This window comes from Streptomyces hyaluromycini (genome assembly GCF_002217755.1).
GTDB classification, from domain to species: Bacteria; Actinomycetota; Actinomycetes; order Streptomycetales; family Streptomycetaceae; genus Streptomyces; species Streptomyces hyaluromycini.
Genome location: NZ_BCFL01000022.1, coordinates 388,781 through 406,841, shown reverse-complemented (window position 1 = coordinate 406,841; position 18,061 = coordinate 388,781). Strand labels below are relative to the sequence as shown.

Below are 18,061 nucleotides of genomic sequence, written 5' to 3'. Positions count from 1 at the left end.
CCTCGTTCATTTATTTATTTCAAGACTCGAAAAAAAATATCCTGGCCACCCTGACCGGATCCGGTCGTGCCGGAGGCACAATCGACTGGTGAACGCACCCGCCGACTCGGCCGACGTACGGCGCCGCAACCTGGCCCTGGTGCTGCGGTACCTCGACGCCCACGGCCCCTGCGCCCGTACCGAGGTCGCCGTCGGCACCGGACTGGTGCACGCCACCGTCACCGCGCTGGTCACGGAACTCATCGACCGCGGTCTGGTCTGCGAGGCGGGCTCCGTGCCGTCCGGCGGCCGGGGCCGCCCCCGGCGCCTGCTGCGGCTCATACCCGAACGCGTGGTCATCCTCGCCGCCCAGGTGACCCTGGAGTACGTGCACGTCATGGCGGCGGACTTCCGGGGCCACGTCCTGCACCGCGAGTCGGCCCCCCACCACGCGCCGTACGGCGATCCGCGCGCCCTGGCCGCGGTCATCGCCTGCCTGGTGCGGTCGGCCGAGGCGGCGGTACGGAACGCGACGCCGCACGCCCACCTCGCCCAACTCGCCGTGGCCATGGCCGGACCGGTCGTCGGGCCCTCCCATCTGGTCGCCGCCGCGATCGACTTCGGCTGGCACAGCACGGACCTGCGGGCCCTGGTGGCCGCCGAACTCCCGGGGCTGGACTGCCCTGTCGACGTGGTCAACGACGCCAACATGGCGGCCCTGGCCGAGTACCACGCCCTCGCGGCCGAGGGCGTACGGCATCCCGACACCGTCGCCTACATCAAGGCCGACACCGGCGTGGGCGGCGGACTGCTCGTGGGCGGCCGGGTCCACAGCGGAAGTCACGGCATGGCGGGCGAGATCGGCCACCTGCCGATCGCCCTCGACGGTCCCGAATGCCGTTGCGGCACCCGGGGTTGCCTGGCGACCTACCTCGGCCCCGAACCTCTCATCCGCGCCGCCGGACTGGAGCGGCTCGCCGAGGCGCAGGGTGGTGAAGCCGCGCTGGCCGAGCTGGACCGCCGCCTGCGCGACGGCGACCCGGACGCGGTCGCCGCGCTCGGCGCGGCCGGGCACGCTCTGGGAGCGGCCGTCCTCGGCGTCTCCGGCGTCACCGACGCCGGAGAGATCATCCTCGGCGGTTACCTCGCCACCTGGGCCACGTGGTTCAGGCCCGGCCTCGAAGCGCGTCTGGCCGGACGCCGCGCCCTGTCCCCCGACATGCAGCCGGTCATCACCTTCGGCGTCCTCGGCGGTGAGGCGACGCTGCGCGGCGCGTTCCAGACCTGCCGGGACGCCCTGCTCGACGACCCCACCAGCGTTCCCGCCACCCGGCGGACACCGGTCGGCGGGCCGGTGCGGCAACGCTGAACGCGTTCGGCGCCTGCCCCAGGTGACGACCTGAGTGCGCCACCCGGCCGTGACGCCGGCATGTGATCACCGTGTGATGCGGACAACGGCCGCCGCCAGCAAGGTGGTTGCGGCCAGGGCACCCCACAACGGCGCCGGACCCGCCGTGAGCAGAGCGGTGAGCGCGGCCGGCGCGGCGGCCCTGCCGATGCCGGTCGACAGCTGCCAGCGGGCGAGCGCGCGGCCGCGCAGCCCCGGCGGTGCCATGGCCAGGACCAGCGGTGTGGCGCTGCCGGTGTAGAGGATCTCCCCGGCGGTGTACAGCACCGACACCGCGGCGACGGTCACCGTGCCGGCCTGCCCGCCGAGTGCGGCCGCCGCCCAGAACCCGAGGTAGGACAGTGCGAGCACGGCACCCGCGGAGGCCAGTACCGACCGCCGGGAGCGCCGTGCCAGCCGCAGCACGACGGGCACCTGGGTGAGGATGACCAGCACGGTGTTGGCCACGAAGATGCCGGCGGACCAGGAGGGAGAGGCGTGCAGGGAGGTCACCAGCATGGCGGGCAGCGCCACTTCGAGAACGTCGTAGCAGAACGCGTACGGCAGGTTGACGATGCTCAGGACGGTGACCTGCCGCAGACCGCCGCCGTACGTCGCACCGTCACCGGCACCGGATTGCACCCTCGCACCGGCGGAAGGCTTCACGTGCTGCCCTTCTGTGTTCTGTGCGGCGGCGGGAACCCTCGTCGACCACACCAGCGCCGCCGCCACGAGATATCCCAGAGTCGTCACCACGGCCAGGATCCGGAGCGCCCCGGTGCCGGCGGCCACGGCGAGCGTGGCGACCAACGCCCCTGCTCCCATACCGGCGTTGCGCAGTGACCGCGCGGCCGCCAGAGCGGTGTCGCGCTGCCGGTCGTCCGCGAGGGCGGCGACCATCGCCGCGTGGGCCGCGGGCCAGCACTGGACACCGATGCCCAGCAACACCGCCGCCGCCGTGTACCCGAGCGGTCCGGTGGCCGCCAGCAGGACGACGGTCCCCGCGACCCGTACCAGCAGGGTCGCGGCCACCGGCGCCGTGAGGGCCCCGCGGTCGATCCACCGCCCGGTCAGCGGGACGGCGCCCAGGCCCGCCAGCATCCCGGCGGACAGCGCGAGCCCGGCGTCGCGCGTGTCCAGGTGCAGCACGCCGATCCCGTACAGCAGCAGGAACGGCCGCATCAGCCCGGCGGCCAGGGCGTCCACCAGCAGCGCCGAGGTGTACCGTCCGCCGCCCGGGACCCGCGGCAACCAGGTCAGCCTGACGAGGGCCCCCGCATTCCCCGCAGTACCCGTCCCCGTACCGGTCCCCGGATTCGTATCCGCATCCGCATCCGTGTCCGTATTCGTATTCGTATTCGTATTCGTATCGGTGTCCGTCCTCATGGCCGTCACGATCCCCGCCGGTTGCACGGCCGGGCACGTGGATTGACGATCAGCGCCAATCCGCTTCCCGCCCGGCCGGGCCGCCCGCCTCCGGCTGCGACGATGAGGCCATGAGCGTGACCATCGACATCACGGGACTGCCGCCCGAGCAGATCCGCTTCGCACCCTCACCGCTGGCCGAGCTGACCGCGATGCTGCACGTTCTGGCCGAGCCCAACCACCACCCGGAGCTGCTCGGTTGGGCCACAGCCACCCTCTCTTCGCTCCCGTCAGGTCTCGCCGACCGACTGCTCGACGCGGAGGCCCTGTGGAGGTCCGCCCGCGCGGACTTCCTCCTGCCCGGCCGCCCCGGCGCGACGCTGGCCGACGAGCTGGACGCGGTGGACCGCATCTCGGACGAGGCGTACGCCACCGCGGCACTCACCTCCCAGCGCGCCACAGCGTCCGCGTTCGAGGCACCCCCATCGCCGCTCACCGACCGGGCGGCCCGGGAGCGTGCCCTGGACGTGGCCCGAGCCGGCGGGCCACGGCAGGCGGCCTTCGCGGAGCGGCTGCTGGCGGACCCGCCTGCCGTGCGCGCCTGGGTGCGCAGGCTCCTTGACGACTGCGAGGAGGCGTTCTTCGCCGACACCTGGCAGCGCGCCCGGCATCACCTCGCCGCCGACGCCCGCCAGAAGTCCGACCTGCTGAGCCGGCACGGCCCGGAGCAGACCCTGGCAGCCGTCTCCAGCGCCATCACCCTCGACACGGCACACCGGCGGCGGCGCATCGTCATCGACAAACTCCAGGACGTCAGTACCAGCACCACCGCCGAGACCGGCCTCACTTTCGTCCCCAGCGACTTCGGCCGCCCCCACCTGACGATCGTCTTCTCGCCCGGCTGGCATCCCGTCGTCCAGTACCCCGCCGCCCGGCCCGGCCTCGACCACCCCGCGGCACCCGAAGTGGTCCGGCGCCGCCTCGACGCACTCGCCCACCCGGTACGCCTCCGCCTGTGCCGCACCCTGGCCCGCGGCCCGCACACGACAGGCGAACTCGCCGCCTACTGGCAGCTCACCGCGCCCGAGGTGTCCCGGCAACTGGCAGTGCTCAAGAAGGCCGGACTGCTCGTCACCCACCGCCGAGGACGGTACGTACGCTACGAACTCGACCTCGCCACCAGCGCGCGCCTCGGCACCGATCTGCTGGAGGCCCTGTTGCGATAGACCGCCGGCCGCCGCGCGCTCTGCCGGCGAACCACCGACATGCAGCTGAACGTGCTGCTCAGGCCGTGCCCTCCAGGGCGATGGAACGTTCTGTGGTGAGAGAGCAGGCGGTCGCGAACGCTGGGGTGCACATGATGTCCACTTCCCCTCGTCGGGAGCTGATTCGTGTCGGTGTCGTGGGGCTGAGCGCGCGCGGCGGGTGGGCGGCGACCGCCCATGTGCCGGCGCTGGCCGGGCTCGACGGCTACGAGTTGCGGGCCTTGAGCGCCGGCACCGCCGAGTCGGCGCGTGCGGCCGGCAAGAAGTACGCGGTGCCGTTGGCCTTCGGCAGTGCGGAGGAACTGGCCCGCAGTGACGAAGTCGATCTCGTGGTCGTGACGGTGAAGGTGCCGCATCACCTGGAACTCATCCGACCCGCGCTGGAAGCGGGGAAGATGGTGTTCAGCGAATGGCCGCTCGGTGCCGACCTCGCGCAGGCCGAAGAGCTGGCTGATCTCGCGCGGCGCAAGGGTGTGCTCACGGCTGTCGGCCTGCAGGCCCGGTCGGCTCCGCCGCTTCGGTATCTGCGGGACCTGGTCGCCGACGGTTATGTGGGGCGGGTGCTGTCGACCGACATGCTCGGGTCGGGCTGGATCGGGGGCGCCACTTACGACGACGACTACGCGTACGTGCTGGACGTCACGAGCGGCGCCACACTGCTGACGATCCCCTTCGGGCACTCGGTCGACGCGCTGACCATGGTGCTCGGGGAGTTCCGCGAGGTGTCGGCTCTCATCGAGAACCTGCGCCCGGAGGTCACCCACGTCACGAGCAGGGCGGTCGCGGCCAAGAGCGCGGAGGACCAGATCGCCGTCACCGGTGTGCTGGAGTCGGGGGCCGTTGCCGCGCTGCACTTCCGCGGTGGGACGTCCCGCGCCACTGCGTTTCACTGGGAGATCAACGGCACGGAGGGTGATCTCGTCGTCAAGGCCGGCCTGGAACAGTGGTGGTACGGGGGGACGCGGCTGTACGGAGCCCGGGGAGACGAAGACGCGTTGACCGAACTCCCGGTGCCCGCCCGCTATCAGCGCTCACTGACGCAATGGGCCGACCGATCCGCCGAGCCCGCCTGCGGCGTCGCTCACGAGTACGCGCTTCTGCGCGACCAGGCCACCGGGAGCCTTGCACCGGACGAGGACGGCGTTCCCGACTTCCGGCACGCCGTCCGGCGGCACGCCATGCTGGAACGGATCCGAGAGGCGGCGCGCACGGGCCGGAAGGTCACACTCGCGGAGCACGGCGGGTAAACCCTCGCGGGGACGGTCTTCCGGGGTGCTGCGGGGCCTGCGGTGCCCGATGTCGGGTCAGGGCACGCCGGTGACGTCGGCCCAGTGCACGGCGCGCCCGGGTTCCGCACGGTCGCCGTGCGCGGCGGTGAGCCGGTCGACGATGTCCAGTCCGCGGCCGTGCTCGTCGGGGGTGCAGCCGGCTGCCCAGTCGCCGTCCATGGCGGCAGGGCCTCCGTCGGACACCTCGATGTGGACTCGCTGGGTGCCGGGGTCCCGGCTCAGTCCGAAGTTCACCGGGGGCCGGGCATGCTCCACGGCGTTGGTGACGAGTTCGGAGACGGTCACAAGGACCGAGACGGCCGCATCCTCGGCGACGCTCCACCGAGTCAGGAGCTCCTTGGTGATCTTGCGGGCTGCTCCGGCGGCTTCCGGGCCGTGCGCCCGGATCCATGTGCCGACGGATGCCGACGGACCGCGAGCCGGGCCCTGCCGCGGGCGCGCGTCCGGGGAGTAGGTACAGGTCACGGTCATCGCCTTCCTCCGGCGCCGCCGTGGCGCCTTGGTTGTGACCAGAACCCCTGAGGGTCTACAGAACGTATGCGTCCGGGCGGGTCAGGGCCGGTGAGCTCTCCCGGCGTGAAGCGGCCGGCATGGGGATGCTGCTGCTGACCGCTGGGCACGAGACCACGGCGAACATGATCGCGCTGGGCACCCTGGCCCTGCTGCAGAACCCGGACCAGCTGGACCGGCTGCGCGAGAGCGAGGACCCGAAGGTGGTCGCCTCGGCGGTCGAGGAACTCCTGCGCCACCTCACCATCGTGCACAGCGGACGGCGCCGGGTGGCCCTGGCGGACATCGAGGTCGGCGGCGTGACCATCCGCACCGGCGAGGGCGTCGTCCTCTCCAACGACGCCGCGAACCGCGATCCCGACGCCTTCCCCGTCCCGGACCTGCTGGACATCGGCCGCAACCCCCGCCACCACGTGGCCTTCGGCTTCGGCGTCCACCAGTGCCTGGGCCAGCCGCTGGCCCGGGTGGAGCTGCAGGTCGTCTACAGCACCCTGTACCGCCGCATCCCCACGTTGAAGCTCGCCGTGGATCCCGACGAGATCCCGTTCAAGCACGACGGAAACGTCTACGGCGTCTACGAGCTGCCCGTCACTTGGTGAGTGCGGCCAAGTGCCGTGCAGGAAAGGAGGATCCGATGAAGGTGATCATCGACCAGAACAGGTGTGTGGCCTCCGGGCAGTGCGTGCTGAGCGCACCGGAGGTGTTCGACCAGCGCGAGGAGAACGGCATCGTCGTACTCCTCGCCGAGACCCCGTCCGAGCACCTGGCAGACGATGTCCGGCAGGCCGTCGCCCTCTGCCCGGCCCAGGCGATCTGGCTGGAGGAACAGGGGGACGAGCAGTGAAGCGGATAGCCGTCGTGGGAGCCTCGGCCGCCGGCCTGACCGCGGCCGAGACCCTCCGCCGCCGCGGCTGGGACGGTCACCTCACCGTGATCGGTGCGGAGTCCCGTCCGCCGTACGACCGTCCGCCGCTGTCCAAGCAGATCCTGACCGGCGCCTGGGAGCCCGAACGGGCCGCCCTGCGCTCCCTGCCGGATCTCGCGCGGCTGCGGGCCGACCTGCGGCTCGGACAACGCGCCACCGCCCTGGACATCCCGGGCCGCCGGGTGCGCCTGGCCAACGGCACGAGCGTCGGCTTCGACGCGCTGGTCATCGCCACCGGTGTGACCCCACGGCGCCTGCCCGGCAGCGATCTGGCCGGAGTCCATCTCCTGCGCACGCTCGACGACGCGATCGCTCTGCGTGCCGCGCTGCTGGGCGGGCCCCGGGTGGTCGTGGCCGGTGCCGGATTCCTCGGCACCGAGGTGGCCGCGGCCGCCCGGGCCATGAGCCTGGAGGTGACCGTGATCGAGCCGAGGCCGGTCCCAATGCAGCGCGCGTTCGGGGACCGGATCGGTGCGCTCGTCGCCGAGTTGCACAGGGACCACGGAACCCGCCTGCGGTGCGGAGTAACGCTGCGCAGGCTGCGCCGGGCCGGCGGCCGGGTGACCGGAGTGGAACTCGACGATGGCACCACGCTGCCGGCCGACGTCGTCGTCCTGGCCCTCGGTGCCAAGCCTGCGACCGGCTGGCTGGAGGGTTCGGGCCTGCGGCTGGGAGACGGGGTGGAGTGCGACGCGAACTGCCGGGCGGCACCCGGGATCTACGCCGCCGGCGATGTCGCCTCCTGGCCCCATGCGCACTTCGGCACCCGTATGCGGCTGGAGCACCGGATGAACGCCACCGAACAGGCCATGGCCGCGGCAGGCAACCTGCTCGGCGACGCCGCCCCGTTCGCTCCCGTGCCCTACTTCTGGACCGATCAGTACGACACCAGGATCCAGGCGTACGGGATCTTCCCGCCGGACGCGGAGATGCGGATCGTCCACGGCGACCCGTCGGAAGGCCGCTTCGCCGCCGCCTACGGGCACCGCGGGAGTGTGGTCGGCGTACTCGGCTGGAACGCTCCGCGCCAGGTGCGCACGCTGCGCCGCCTGGTCGTCGACCGCGCACCGTGGACGGCCTTCGCAGCCACACGCGCGCTCAGCCCGGCAATCGTGAACTGACCCCGGCTCTTCTCCTGCCCACCAGCACCCGGAACACAAAACAACGCCGGGCCACCGGACAGGGCCCAGAGGCAGGAGGAGCACCCCTGATTCCTGCAACTGAAGAACCGACGGCAGTGGGCGAACGCGTCGTGCAGCCCGGTCTGCCTGCCGCCCGGGAGTCGTCGGCGAGCCGGATATACCGAATCCATGGCAGTTCACCATCGCCAACTCCCGCCACCGCGACGTCCTGGCCGGCGAGCGCAAGGAACGCGCCCGCGTCCGGGGCAAGCAGGGCAGCCGCTGGGGCCGACGCCGCCTCAGAACCGCGGCTTGAACAACCCGGCGAATCGACGCGGTCATGTCGCTAGCGGGCGAGAAACGGGCCCAGTAGCGCGGTGAGTTCGGTCGGCGCGTCCAGCGCGATGAGGTGGGCAGCGGTGGCGAACTCGACCAGGGCGGCATCAGGGATCAATGAGGCGTAGCGCCGGCCGATGTCCTGGAAGTCGGCGACGTCGAGCTTGCCGATTCCGACCAGTGTGGGGACGGAGATGGCGGAGACGTCGCCCTTCGTGGCGCCCTGGGAATACTCCGCAACGACCCCCTGGTTCACCAACGACGTTCGCAGAGGGCCGCGGAGTCGGTCGGCCAGTCCAGCGGCGACGTCCTCCCACCTTCGAGCCGGCCCGCGCAGCCACATGTCCAGGTTGATACGGACGGCGGCATCCAGGTCGCCGGATGCCAGGGCCGCCGTTTCCGCCTCGTCGTACGCGACCATTTCCGCAGACCAGTCATATCCCGGCTGTGGAGGGGCAAGCAGCACAAGCGAGTGCACCCGGCCCGGGTGAGCGATACTGAAGTCCACGGCCACGCGGCCGCCCCAGGACGCGCCGACAAGCCGAACACGTTCGTGGCCGAGGTGGTCCAGGAGACGCCGCAGATCGTCAGTCTCCCTGAACGGGCCGCTCGGTGGCGCGGATTCACCGAAGCCGCGCAAGTCGTAGCGAACGACAGTGTGTCGTTCTGTCAGGTCGGGCACAACCCCATCCCACATACGGTGGTCGGCGACGCCGGCATGCACGAGTACGACGGGCGGTCCGTCGCCGGCAACGACGTAGGAAAGATGCCCAAGATCATCGGCGAGTGTGAGCATCCGCAGATGCTTGCAGGACGACGATGCACGTGCCACTCGATAAGGGGAAGGCTGCTCCTCCCGCAGCAGGACGTGCCCTCATCCCGCCCGGCTTCTCCCGGATCCGCACCTTCTTCCGCTTCTTCTATCCGGCCGCGCACCTGCGCAGCCAACGCCCTTGATCTCTCCCCTCGGACGTGTGGCTCCTTGCGGAGCGCCTCTGCCGACGCCGGCCGCTGATGCAGTCAGCAAGAACTACCGGTACTCGACGAACCCGCAGGTCGTCATCGACGCCAAACCCCGCCTGGTCGTGGCGGTCGGCCTTCCGCTGCCCGGCAGCCGCAACGGCTGCCGGGCATTCACGGAGTCCGGTGTCGACAGGGCCTGCCGCGGCGCCCCGACCAGACTGCCGCACCGTGCTCAGCTCAGCGTCAAGTGCACCAGGTCGATCTCCTCGTCACGAGCCCGGGCGAAGCACCGGCTTTTCCCCGTGACGACGAAGCCACACTTCTGCAGCACACTGATGGAGCCGGCATTGTCAGCGGCGGCGTCGGCGTGGAGCGGCCGGACGGGTTCCAGCTCGATCAGTTCGGCAAGGACGATGGTGGCAATGCCCTGACCCCAAAGAGCTCGCCCGATGACATACGTGACCTCACGCTCCTGCGGCGGGCCGAAGACAGCGGCATGCCCTGCTACAACGCCGTCGGCAAGAACGGTCCGCAAGATCACGGACGGGTCCGAGCGCACCTTCGCCCAGTGCTGGTCGAAGTGGCCACGGTCATAGTGATACTTCCTGGTCACCGCTGCCATCCGCTGCAACTCGGGATCCGTCAACTGCTGCCAGAAGACCGGCAGGTCACTGTCCTCTAGCCGGCGCAGAGATATGTCCATGGACGCAGTCTCAGAAGCCGTATCTCAACCGAACGTGATCCCTTGATTTCTGCTGGTCAGGCATGGTTTCGCTCGGGGTGAGGGAGGCATGCAGCGTCTTGTGTCGGCATCATGACCGAGGGGTGCGCGGTGGCGTCGGTGCTGGGAATGCTGGAGGAGCGGGAAGCGGCTGCCCGCGTGCGGGTGGAGGGTCTGCGGGAGGAAGTCGCGCGGTTGGCTGAGGTGTTGGAGGCCGCGGAGATCGAGCTGGACCGGCGAGTGATCGCGCGGGAGGAACTGGTCGAGGCCCTGGCTGTGTCCGCCGCCGGGACGACTGTAGTGACCGAGGCGGAGCAGGAGACGGCGTGCTCACCGGTGCCGGTGCCGGGCTCGACGGTGCCGCCATGGCGGGACGGGCTGCCGGTGACGGTGCTGGCACCGGACTACCAGCGGATTCTGGGCGTGCTCGGCGGTCCGCGGGCAGGGGACCGGCGAAGGCCAAGGAGATCGCGGTGGGGCTGGGCCTGGGGACGGCGCCGGCGAAGGTCGAGGGGGTGCGCTCGAAGGCCAGGCGCCTGGCAGAGCGCGGTTGGCTCCTGCAGGAGACGTCGGGGATGTTCAGCGCAGGCCGGCGGCCCGTGGCCGCGCCAGACGCTGGCTCATCCGCGTAACCATCGACCACCGGATCAGCGCTTCGCTGGAAGCGGGAAGAGTCTCATAATCACGGGCCAGACGGCGGGAGTTCATCAACCACGCGAACGTGCGCTCTGCCACCCAGCGCCTGGGGAGCACCACGAACCCCGTCATGTCGTCGGTGCGCTTGACGATCTCCAAGGTCAGGGCAAGTTTGTCCCGGCACCATGCAACGAGGCCGCCGGTGTAGCCGCCGTCGGCCCAGACGAGGGTGATGTCGCGGTGCAGGCGGCGCAGCCGCTGCAGCAGGCCCGCCGCGGCGTCCCGGTCGCCGATGTTCGCGGCGGTGACCGCGACGACTAGGAGCAGGCCGAGGCAGTCGGTCACGATGTGCCGCTTTCGCCCGGGCACCCTCTTCCCGCCGTCGTAGCCGCGTGAGGAGGCCGGGACTGTCGCGGCGGCCCGCACCGACTGCGCGTCGATGATCCCCGCTGTGGGTTCGGCCTCACGGCCTTCGCGTTCACGGACTGTCCCGCGCAGCCGGTCGTGGAACTCGGTGATCAGTCCGTGCTCGCGCCAGCGGCGGAAGAAGGCGTAGACCCGAGCCCAGGCGGGGAAGTCCGCGGGCATCGCTCGCCACGAGATCCCGCCCGCGACCACGTAGCGGATCGCGTCCAGCATCTGGCGGTGGCAATAGCCCTCGGGCTGCCCGCCTCTGCCCTGGAGCCAGGCCGGCACCGGCAGCAACGGCCGGACCTCCGCCCACTCTGCGTCCGTCATGTCCGACGGATACCGGCGCACCCGATCGGGATGATCGGCCGCGTTGCCGTACACGTGCGCGAGGCAATCGCACGACACAGCGGGCGAGTTGAAGTGAACGGGCTCGGGCGCGTACAACAACGACAACAGGGCCTCCAGGAACCGCTCGGAATGGGGTCGCACCCCCGAACTACCAGGAGGCCCTGCCTTCATGCCGGTTCGGCCGGAAGATCACCCGAGCAGGGACTCTGTTCGACTCGCAGGTTCCAAGATCGGTTGGGCTACGGCTTCTGACCCCCAACCCGCCCCTCGTGTTGACGAAACCCATAGGGGCACCACCGAAGAGTTCAGTAGGTATGCCGGGTGATGTGATGTGCAATGTCTGCACTGCGTTTGGCTAGGACGGGCATGCCGGAGATGAAGTAGAAGGCGCCACTGGTGAGTTCTCCCAGTATGTACAGGTGGGGGTTGGCGCGGCCTTGTACGTCGAGTGCTTGGCTGGTGTGCCGGAATACGTGGACTCCGCCTGCCGGGTTCGGGTGGAGCAGGCCGGTCGCTATGGCGTGATCTATAAGGCCCCGGGCCGCATGAGGGGTGTGGCGACGGGCTGGGGTGATGGTGTTGACGAGGAGATCGACTGCGGTAGGGCCAGTACCGGTGGCGACAGTGAATCCGCCGCTACGTGCGGGATGCACGGCCGTGATGCCGGCATGGACAGTGAGCTGGCCGGTGGCGAGGAGTTTGGCGATGCGGGTGGCATTGAAGGCTGGCATGGGGCAGCACAGTGCCATCACGGTCCGGTGGAGGTGGTCGAGCACCCAGTGCTTTGCAGTTGTGTCCAGCAGGTACCACAAGTCCTGTCCGACGGTGGCAACCGCGATTTGCAGGATCTGGGGCCCGATATCGCTGCTGGTGAGGAAGGCATCGAGCTGAGCGGACAGGCGGGCCAGCGGCGGTTGGGGACGCATGGCGCGAAGGAGTAGCTGAGGACTACTGCCAGCAGCGCGAAGTTCGTCCTGGATCATGCGGGATACGGCGTCGATTGACAGGGGCGCGTTCTTGGCGGCGTTTTCGATGGCCGTCGGTGTGAGGTGAGTGAGCTTGTACGAGGTCTGCGGCCCACGGACGGTAGGAAGCTGACCGCTTCGGCCGAACATGGTGATGGGTCCGTCATGGCCGAGTGCGTCCAGGGTGACGGCGACGTCCACGGCGGCCAGACCGGTGCCGAGGATGCCTACCCTGCAGCCGCGGGGGATGTTCGTCGCGTGTTTGGCCAGTGGGTAAGGGCTAGGTAAGTAGTTCGGGGCCGTGGACAGACGGTAGGGGTCAGCGTAAGCGCTCCCGCCCACGGCCAAGACCACTGCATCCAAGCGGTAGGTCTCAGAGGGCGGTATGTAAGTGCATAGGTGATTTGCCGTCACCTGAAGGTGTGGCAGCGCAGTATCCCGGCCGGTCGGCGGCCTCGGGCGTGCTGGGCTGAGCACCGTGAGCGAGCGTAAGCCCTACAAGACTGACCTGTCCGACGAGCAGTGGGCGCTTGTCGAGCCGGTGATCGCCGCATGGAAGGCCGCGCACCGCTCGGTCAGCGGTCACCAGGGCCGGTACGAGATGCGGGAGATCGTCAACGCGCTCCTCTACCAGGGCCGCACCGGCTGCCAGTGGGACCTGCTTCCGCACGACCTGCCGCCGCGCGGTGCGGTGATGTACTACTTCACCAAGTGGCGCGATGACGGCACCGACCAGACCATCCACGACCTGCTGCGCTGGCAGGTGCGGGAGAAGGCGCGGCGGAAGGCGGACCCGAGTCTGGTGGTGCTCGACACCCAGAGCGTGCACGCGGCGGCTGGGGTGCCTGCGCAGTCGACGGGGTGTGATGCGGCAAAAAAAGTACCGGGCCGCAAGCGCGGCCTGGCCGTTGACGTGTTGGGCCTGGTGATCGCGGTGGTGGTGCTCGCCGCGTCGGTGCACGACAACGCCGCCGGTATCGCGCTGCTGGACAGGGTCGCCGGCGACACCGACACCGTTCAGAAGGCCCTGGTCGACCAGGGCTTCAAGAGCGCCGTCGTCGCGCACGGGGTGCAGGTGGGCATCGAGGTGGAGATCGTCGAGCGCAACCCGGCGCAGACCGGGTTCGTACCGATCCCCAAACGGTGGATCGTGGAGCGCGCCTACGGGATCTTGATGCTGCACCGCAGGCTGGTGCGCGACTACGAGCACCTGCCGCGCAGTTCGGAGTCGCGGGTGTACTGGGCGATGACCGCGGTGATACTGCGCCGGCTGACCGGGGCCACCGCTGCGGCCTGGTGCAGCACATGACCGGCGGGGAGCTGACTCTCGGGGCGGTACTGGCGCGGCTGGAGGAGCAGGAACGGGAGCTCGCCGTGCAGGCCGAGGCGACGAGGGAGCAGATCGCGCAGTTGACCGCACGGCTGGACGAACTGGGCCGGGCCGCCGAGGAGGTCCGGATCACCCGCAAGACACTGCTGGCGCTGCCCGATCCGCAGCCACCCGCGCCGCCGGCACCGACGCTGCCGGACCATCCTGCCTACCAGCAAATCATGGCGGTGTTCGCCGCAGCCGACATGCCGCTGCGGGCGCGGCAGGTGTGTGAGGCGATGGACCTGGAGATCGCGCCCAACAACATCAACAACACCCGCCTGAAGCTCAAGCGGCTCGCCGAGCGCGGGGTCCTGGTCGAGACCGAGCAGGGCTTGTTCACCCAGCCGCGGCCGTAACCACCAGGCGACTTCACGGCCGGTCCGCGCACTCCTCCTGAAAGCTCGAAACGGACATCAGATCACATACCGCCCTCTCACTCTTTGTATAAAGGCGCACACCGTGAGGGGTGTTCTCAAGGCGGGTGGCGTGTTCGCTGACCAGGCGCACGGTCCAGCCTTGGTTCTCCAATCGGCCGATGGTTTGCCGAGTGGCGGAGTGCAGGTAGTCCCCATAGGCGGGCCGAGTCAGGAAAGTTGGCTGTCCGGTGTCCGGGTCGGTCAGCGGTAGGTTGTGGGCACGCAACCAGGCCTGGCCGTGGTCGGGATCGTGGTGCACTACCGACATAGCTTTCATCGGCGAGTTGCACCAGATGTACTCTCCATCGTCCTGGTAGGCCCTACCGCGCCACCACAGCTTGGTGTCGTCAAACACGAGGATTTGCCCAGGCCTAGGGGCACTGGCGTCGTCCTGCTCCAACTGTGCAGCAAGATTGTTGATCAAACAGGCGCCTGCGGTGCCACTACCGACGACGCCGATGGTGAGGCCCATCATTCCTCCCCCGAGGCGGGGACTGCGGCGACCAGACCGGTTCCGGCTCCGGTTCCCAGGGCGAGTGCGCCCGCGGCGGCACTCCCGCGGCGGATCAGGGAACGACGACCAATCATGTGGGTCTCCTGGAGGGAGGGACAGAACGTATGGCCCGGCCGGGCACTGCCAAGGATTTGTCACGTCCACCGCCCTCGCCCATGGACCTGGATCGCGGAAGTATGGATTCTCCGTGCACCTGACGGACGGCCTTCGGATTTGTCTAGACATCACCGGTGCCCGGCGGAAATCATGGCCGGGACACAGGCGGCTCCCAGGACCGCCACGCACCCCCAGGTGCCGTGCGCGTCGCCGACCACCGCCGTCCGCAGGAGCACCCCACCTTGCGTACCGACCCTGCCGGCGTCCCCCCGCCGGGCGGCCGTGAGCTGCTGACCGCCCGGCTGCCCGCGGCGGATCCCGCGCTCCACGTGATGCTCCTGGACGACGCGGCCCTGAGCATCCAGACCTGCCCCGTCCGTGGCCCGCACCGGCACGCGTACCACGAGCTGTTCTGGACCAGGAGCGATACGGCTGTCCATGTGGTGGACGGCGAGCGCACGACCGTCGGCCCCGGCACGGTGCTGGTGCTCGGGCGTGGCCCGGTGCACTTCCTGGAACAGGCGAGGGAACTGTCCGGGGCGATCGTGCGGTTCGGGGACGAACTGCTGCACGACGGTCTGTCCACTCGCCCGCACCCCGGCCGCCTGCTCACCGCCCGCGGCCGGCCCGTGGTCAAGGTCCCGCCGGAGGACACCGCGCACTTCGACGCCGTGATCGGGGCACTCGCCACGGAGACCCGGCGCCCGTTGTCCGCCTGCAGCGACGACGTCCACCGGCACCTGCTGCTGACGCTGCTGTCATGGATCGGCCGCTGGCACGACCACGGCGAGTCGCCGGACGCCGGGGGCAAGGACGACCCCGACGTCCGTCTGTACCGGCGCTTCAACTCACTCCTGGAACGCGACTTCGCCCGCCATCACGACGTCCGCCACTACGCGCGCGAACTGGGCGTCTCGGAAAGCGCTCTGTGGCGTGCCCTGTCCGGAGTGACCGGAAGCCCGACCCGGACCCTCATCACCGAGCGCGTGATGATGGAAGCCGCCCGCCTCCTGCGCTTCACCGACCTGGCCGTGGGCCAGATCGCCCACGAGGTCGGCGTCCGCGACCGCCTGTACTTCTCCCGGGTGTTCAAACGCCGGTACGGGAGGTCGCCGCGGGCGTACCGGGCCCGGTTCCACGGGGCGGTGGAAGAGGAGGACGGGGTGTAGCCGCGGGGAAGGGTTGATGACCCGTGGCCGGAGGATGGGCGCGACGGGCCCGCCACCTTGATCGTGGACACCTCGATACTGGATCTTGAGTCCAGGGAAAAGAGTCCCAGGTGGGGACCTACAAGTACTCGGCGGAGTTCCGGGCCGACGCGGTGGCGTTGGCTGGTTCGTCGTACCGGCCTGTCTCGCGCTTGGCCGACGCTGCGGGTCAATACATCTAGAGCGCGTATCGAGTCGTGATCAATCTTTGGGTTTCGTCCTCGCGGCTGGGCCTGGACGGAGAGAGGCAGTGCATTGTCGGAACGCAGCCGATGCACTGCCGGGATACACGGACGCTTTGGCCAGCAGAAATCAAGGGATCACGTTCGGTTGAGATACGGCTTCTCAGCCTCCACAAGAGAGGTACCCGGATGGCTGGTTCAGCCTAGACCCAGCTTGCAGTTGCGGGACAATCTTTTAGCGACACCGGCTACCCCGGCGCTGGGCGGTCGAGCGCTCGCCCGCGACTACGAGGCACACCCGCAGCGCTCCGGAGCAACAATCCACGTCGCGGACCGCCGGAAGCACCGGGACCACCGCCTGCCGAACCGGTGTGCTCAGAAGTAGCTCGTGATGTGCAGGTCCCGGAAGACGAACTCGTTGGCCTGGATCGGCATGTAGCGCGTCGGGTCGGCCGGGTCCTCCTGGCGCCACCGCTTCCCGGAACACCGCAGGTGCACGGTCTCGTTCATCGAGTCGTTGCGCACCGTCCCGACGCACACCCAGTCGTGGGCATCGACGTCGTTGCGGGTGTAGGCGGCGAAGTAGGCGCCGCGCCGCTCCAGCCGCAGCCGGGCCGCGAGCACTCTGCCGTCCCCGACGGGCGGCCCGTACTGGTTGGTGTCGTAGAGCGTGCCCAGGTTCCAGTTGATCCGGTAACCGTCGTCCTCGTCGTGTTCGGCGCCGACGAACGGCGGTGCGCCGTGGGGGTCGTAGAAGGCGTCCTTGTCGCGGAAGGAGCGCGGGAACCACGGCGTGCCATCGTCGTTGTACGGCGGGTGGTGTGTGCCGGGGTCGGCGTTGACCGCGGCCATCTCGCACATGGTGGCCTGGGCCGCCACCGCTGACTCGACCCGCACCTCGGCGGCGAAGTCGCCGCGCAGACCATGCGTCACGCCGAAGCCGCCGCCGCTGTAGAACGGCCAGTCGCCGAGGGCGTCCCAGCTGCGTTCCGCCAGCTCGGCGAGGCGGCGCTCGACCGGGTCGACGGGCAGGGGCGGCTGGGGGTCGCCCTGGTACGGGGTGATGCGGATGTGGATGCCGTCGTCCTGGAAGACGTGGCCATAGGGAGTGGCCTTGGCGTAGCCGAGCGCGAAGCGGCGGGTGTCGACGTGGGTGCCGGCGAACGTCTCGTCGAGCCGGCCGGTGCCGGGGCGGAGGGCTTCGGCGATGTCGAAGGTGGACTCGGTACCCACGGCCCACGTGTACGGTTGCGCGGCGGCGAGTGCGGGGTCGTCGAGGTCCCGGTCGGCCCGGGGCAGGACGAGCACGCCGAGCCGCACCCCTTCCGAGCGTTTGGCCTCGCCGATGCGAACGCCAAGGCCGGTGGGCCGGCCGTCGGGGCCGATCAGATCGTCGATGCCGGCGAGGACCAGGTCGAGAGCCCCGTCCTGGAGGGCCGCGTCGAGCAGGGCCGGGTCGGGGCCGGCACCGGAGCCGACCAGCTGGGGTCCGGTCAGCGCGGTGCCCACATCGAGGTCGAGCCTGCGCGCGTGGCGCAGCAGTTCGGGGTCGCAGGCGGCTACGACGAGGCGTGCGGTGGCGGCGTGGCGGACGAAGATTCCGATGACGGCGGCGACGGTGTCCGTGCCGCCGGTGCTCACCCGCACCACATAGGTGACGTCGTCGGGCAGCGCGTCGAGGAGGTCGTCGAGCGCTTCGACGCGCACGGGCGCGTGGCCCGCGGGTCGGTAGCGAAACTCCGGGGAGCCACGCGGCTTGAAGGTGGTGCTCAGGTCGAGTTCGCGCAGCCGGGTGAGGGTGAGTTCGCCGACGGAGGCCGTAGAGCCGGCCTGGCGGGGCAGCCCACGATCGGAGCCGGGCACGACGTGTCCGTCGGCGGTCACGGCGACGTCGAAGACGAGAACGTCGGCACCTTGGACGTAGGCGGACGTCAGCGCGGTACGGGTGTGGGGCGGGGCGTGCAGGGCGTTGCCGCCGATTGCCGCGATCCTCATGGCGTCGTCAACTCCTCTTCGCTGATCGGGCCGGCGGCGCACACCGCGTAACCCTGC

General features: G+C 70.0%; 16 protein-coding genes and 2 pseudogenes. 10 read left to right on the top strand and 8 right to left on the bottom strand.

All coding sequences use genetic code 11. The annotated features are described in order from the left end of the window. Positions 1-88 precede the first annotated feature (88 nt). Positions 89-1,348 (top strand): ROK family transcriptional regulator, encoded by a 1,260-nt coding sequence (locus SSP29_RS28620; RefSeq protein ID WP_089103679.1) that lies wholly within the window; start codon positions 89-91, stop codon positions 1,346-1,348. Between the two features lie 66 nt (positions 1,349-1,414). On the opposite strand, the gene SSP29_RS28615 is transcribed toward SSP29_RS28620, so the two are convergent. Then, positions 1,415-2,617 carry an MFS transporter gene (locus SSP29_RS28615; RefSeq protein WP_245883253.1) on the bottom strand — a complete coding sequence of 401 codons (1,203 nt, stop codon included), beginning with the start codon at positions 2,615-2,617 and terminating at the stop codon, positions 1,415-1,417. A 245-nt stretch (positions 2,618-2,862) separates the two neighbouring features. Between SSP29_RS28615 and SSP29_RS28610 the strand changes: the two genes are divergently transcribed. Both SSP29_RS28610 and SSP29_RS28605 read left to right on the top strand, forming a co-directional pair. Further along, complete coding sequence (locus SSP29_RS28610) at positions 2,863-3,957, top strand: DUF5937 family protein (RefSeq protein ID WP_089103677.1); 1,095 nt, start codon at positions 2,863-2,865, stop codon at positions 3,955-3,957. An 80-nt stretch (positions 3,958-4,037) separates the two neighbouring features. Continuing rightward, entirely contained in the window at positions 4,038-5,243 is a 1,206-nt protein-coding gene (locus SSP29_RS28605) for a Gfo/Idh/MocA family oxidoreductase (protein ID WP_150135084.1), read from the top strand. Between the two features lie 57 nt (positions 5,244-5,300). Here the strand turns inward: SSP29_RS28605 and SSP29_RS28600 are convergent, their stop codons facing one another. Continuing rightward, complete coding sequence (locus SSP29_RS28600; RefSeq protein WP_089103676.1) at positions 5,301-5,756, bottom strand: ATP-binding protein; 456 nt, start codon at positions 5,754-5,756, stop codon at positions 5,301-5,303. Between the two features lie 77 nt (positions 5,757-5,833). Here SSP29_RS28600 and SSP29_RS28595 point away from each other — a divergent pair. The 3 genes and pseudogenes from SSP29_RS28595 to SSP29_RS28585 form a co-directional block, all read left to right on the top strand. Beyond that, a pseudogene (locus tag SSP29_RS28595) lies at positions 5,834-6,394 on the top strand (cytochrome P450); the annotation flags it as partial. Between the two features lie 35 nt (positions 6,395-6,429). After that, on the top strand, positions 6,430-6,639 hold the full coding sequence (locus tag SSP29_RS56595) for a ferredoxin (RefSeq protein ID WP_089103674.1): 210 nt from the start codon (positions 6,430-6,432) through the stop codon (positions 6,637-6,639). Then, positions 6,636-7,841, top strand: a complete 1,206-nt coding sequence (locus tag SSP29_RS28585; protein ID WP_089103673.1) for an NAD(P)/FAD-dependent oxidoreductase — start codon at positions 6,636-6,638, stop codon at positions 7,839-7,841. The genes SSP29_RS56595 and SSP29_RS28585 overlap by 4 nt, the downstream gene beginning before the upstream one ends. Positions 7,842-8,187: 346 nt before the next feature. Here SSP29_RS28585 and SSP29_RS28575 read toward each other — a convergent pair whose 3' ends face one another. Next, positions 8,188-8,973: an alpha/beta fold hydrolase gene (locus SSP29_RS28575; protein ID WP_089103672.1), complete on the bottom strand. Its 786-nt coding sequence runs from the start codon at positions 8,971-8,973 to the stop codon at positions 8,188-8,190. Between the two features lie 226 nt (positions 8,974-9,199). On the opposite strand from SSP29_RS28575, the pseudogene SSP29_RS56585 reads away from it, so the two are divergent. Beyond that, positions 9,200-9,376 (top strand): annotated as a pseudogene (locus SSP29_RS56585) (IS5/IS1182 family transposase); the annotation flags it as partial. On the opposite strand, the gene SSP29_RS28570 reads toward SSP29_RS56585, so the two are convergent. From SSP29_RS28570 to SSP29_RS28555, 3 genes are all read right to left on the bottom strand, one after another. Then, positions 9,373-9,843: a GNAT family N-acetyltransferase gene (locus SSP29_RS28570; RefSeq protein WP_089103671.1), complete on the bottom strand. Its 471-nt coding sequence runs from the start codon at positions 9,841-9,843 to the stop codon at positions 9,373-9,375. The pseudogene SSP29_RS56585 and the gene SSP29_RS28570 sit on opposite strands and share 4 nt — an antisense overlap. A gap of 597 nt (positions 9,844-10,440) precedes the next feature. Next, positions 10,441-11,361 (bottom strand): IS5 family transposase, encoded by a 921-nt coding sequence (locus SSP29_RS28560; RefSeq protein ID WP_245883251.1) that lies wholly within the window; start codon positions 11,359-11,361, stop codon positions 10,441-10,443. A gap of 200 nt (positions 11,362-11,561) precedes the next feature. Beyond that, on the bottom strand, positions 11,562-12,422 hold the full coding sequence (locus tag SSP29_RS28555) for an FAD/NAD(P)-binding protein (protein WP_145968957.1): 861 nt from the start codon (positions 12,420-12,422) through the stop codon (positions 11,562-11,564). A 277-nt stretch (positions 12,423-12,699) separates the two neighbouring features. Here SSP29_RS28555 and SSP29_RS28550 point away from each other — a divergent pair, with 277 nt between their 5' ends. Both SSP29_RS28550 and SSP29_RS28545 read left to right on the top strand, forming a co-directional pair. Continuing rightward, complete coding sequence (locus tag SSP29_RS28550) at positions 12,700-13,530, top strand: IS5 family transposase (RefSeq protein ID WP_089103669.1); 831 nt, start codon at positions 12,700-12,702, stop codon at positions 13,528-13,530. After that, positions 13,527-13,949 (top strand): hypothetical protein, encoded by a 423-nt coding sequence (locus tag SSP29_RS28545; protein ID WP_089103668.1) that lies wholly within the window; start codon positions 13,527-13,529, stop codon positions 13,947-13,949. The genes SSP29_RS28550 and SSP29_RS28545 overlap by 4 nt, the downstream gene beginning before the upstream one ends. A gap of 13 nt (positions 13,950-13,962) precedes the next feature. Here SSP29_RS28545 and SSP29_RS28540 read toward each other — a convergent pair whose 3' ends face one another. Beyond that, positions 13,963-14,481 (bottom strand): FAD/NAD(P)-binding protein, encoded by a 519-nt coding sequence (locus SSP29_RS28540; RefSeq protein ID WP_167450020.1) that lies wholly within the window; start codon positions 14,479-14,481, stop codon positions 13,963-13,965. A gap of 380 nt (positions 14,482-14,861) precedes the next feature. Between SSP29_RS28540 and SSP29_RS28535 the strand changes: the two genes are divergently transcribed. Further along, the gene (locus SSP29_RS28535) at positions 14,862-15,788 is read left to right on the top strand and encodes an AraC family transcriptional regulator (protein WP_145968955.1); all 927 of its coding nucleotides are present in this window, start codon (positions 14,862-14,864) and stop codon (positions 15,786-15,788) included. A gap of 596 nt (positions 15,789-16,384) precedes the next feature. Here the strand turns inward: SSP29_RS28535 and SSP29_RS28530 are convergent. Further along, positions 16,385-18,004, bottom strand: a complete 1,620-nt coding sequence (locus tag SSP29_RS28530) for a glycerophosphodiester phosphodiesterase family protein (RefSeq protein ID WP_089103665.1) — start codon at positions 18,002-18,004, stop codon at positions 16,385-16,387. Between the last annotated feature and the right edge of the window lie 57 nt (positions 18,005-18,061).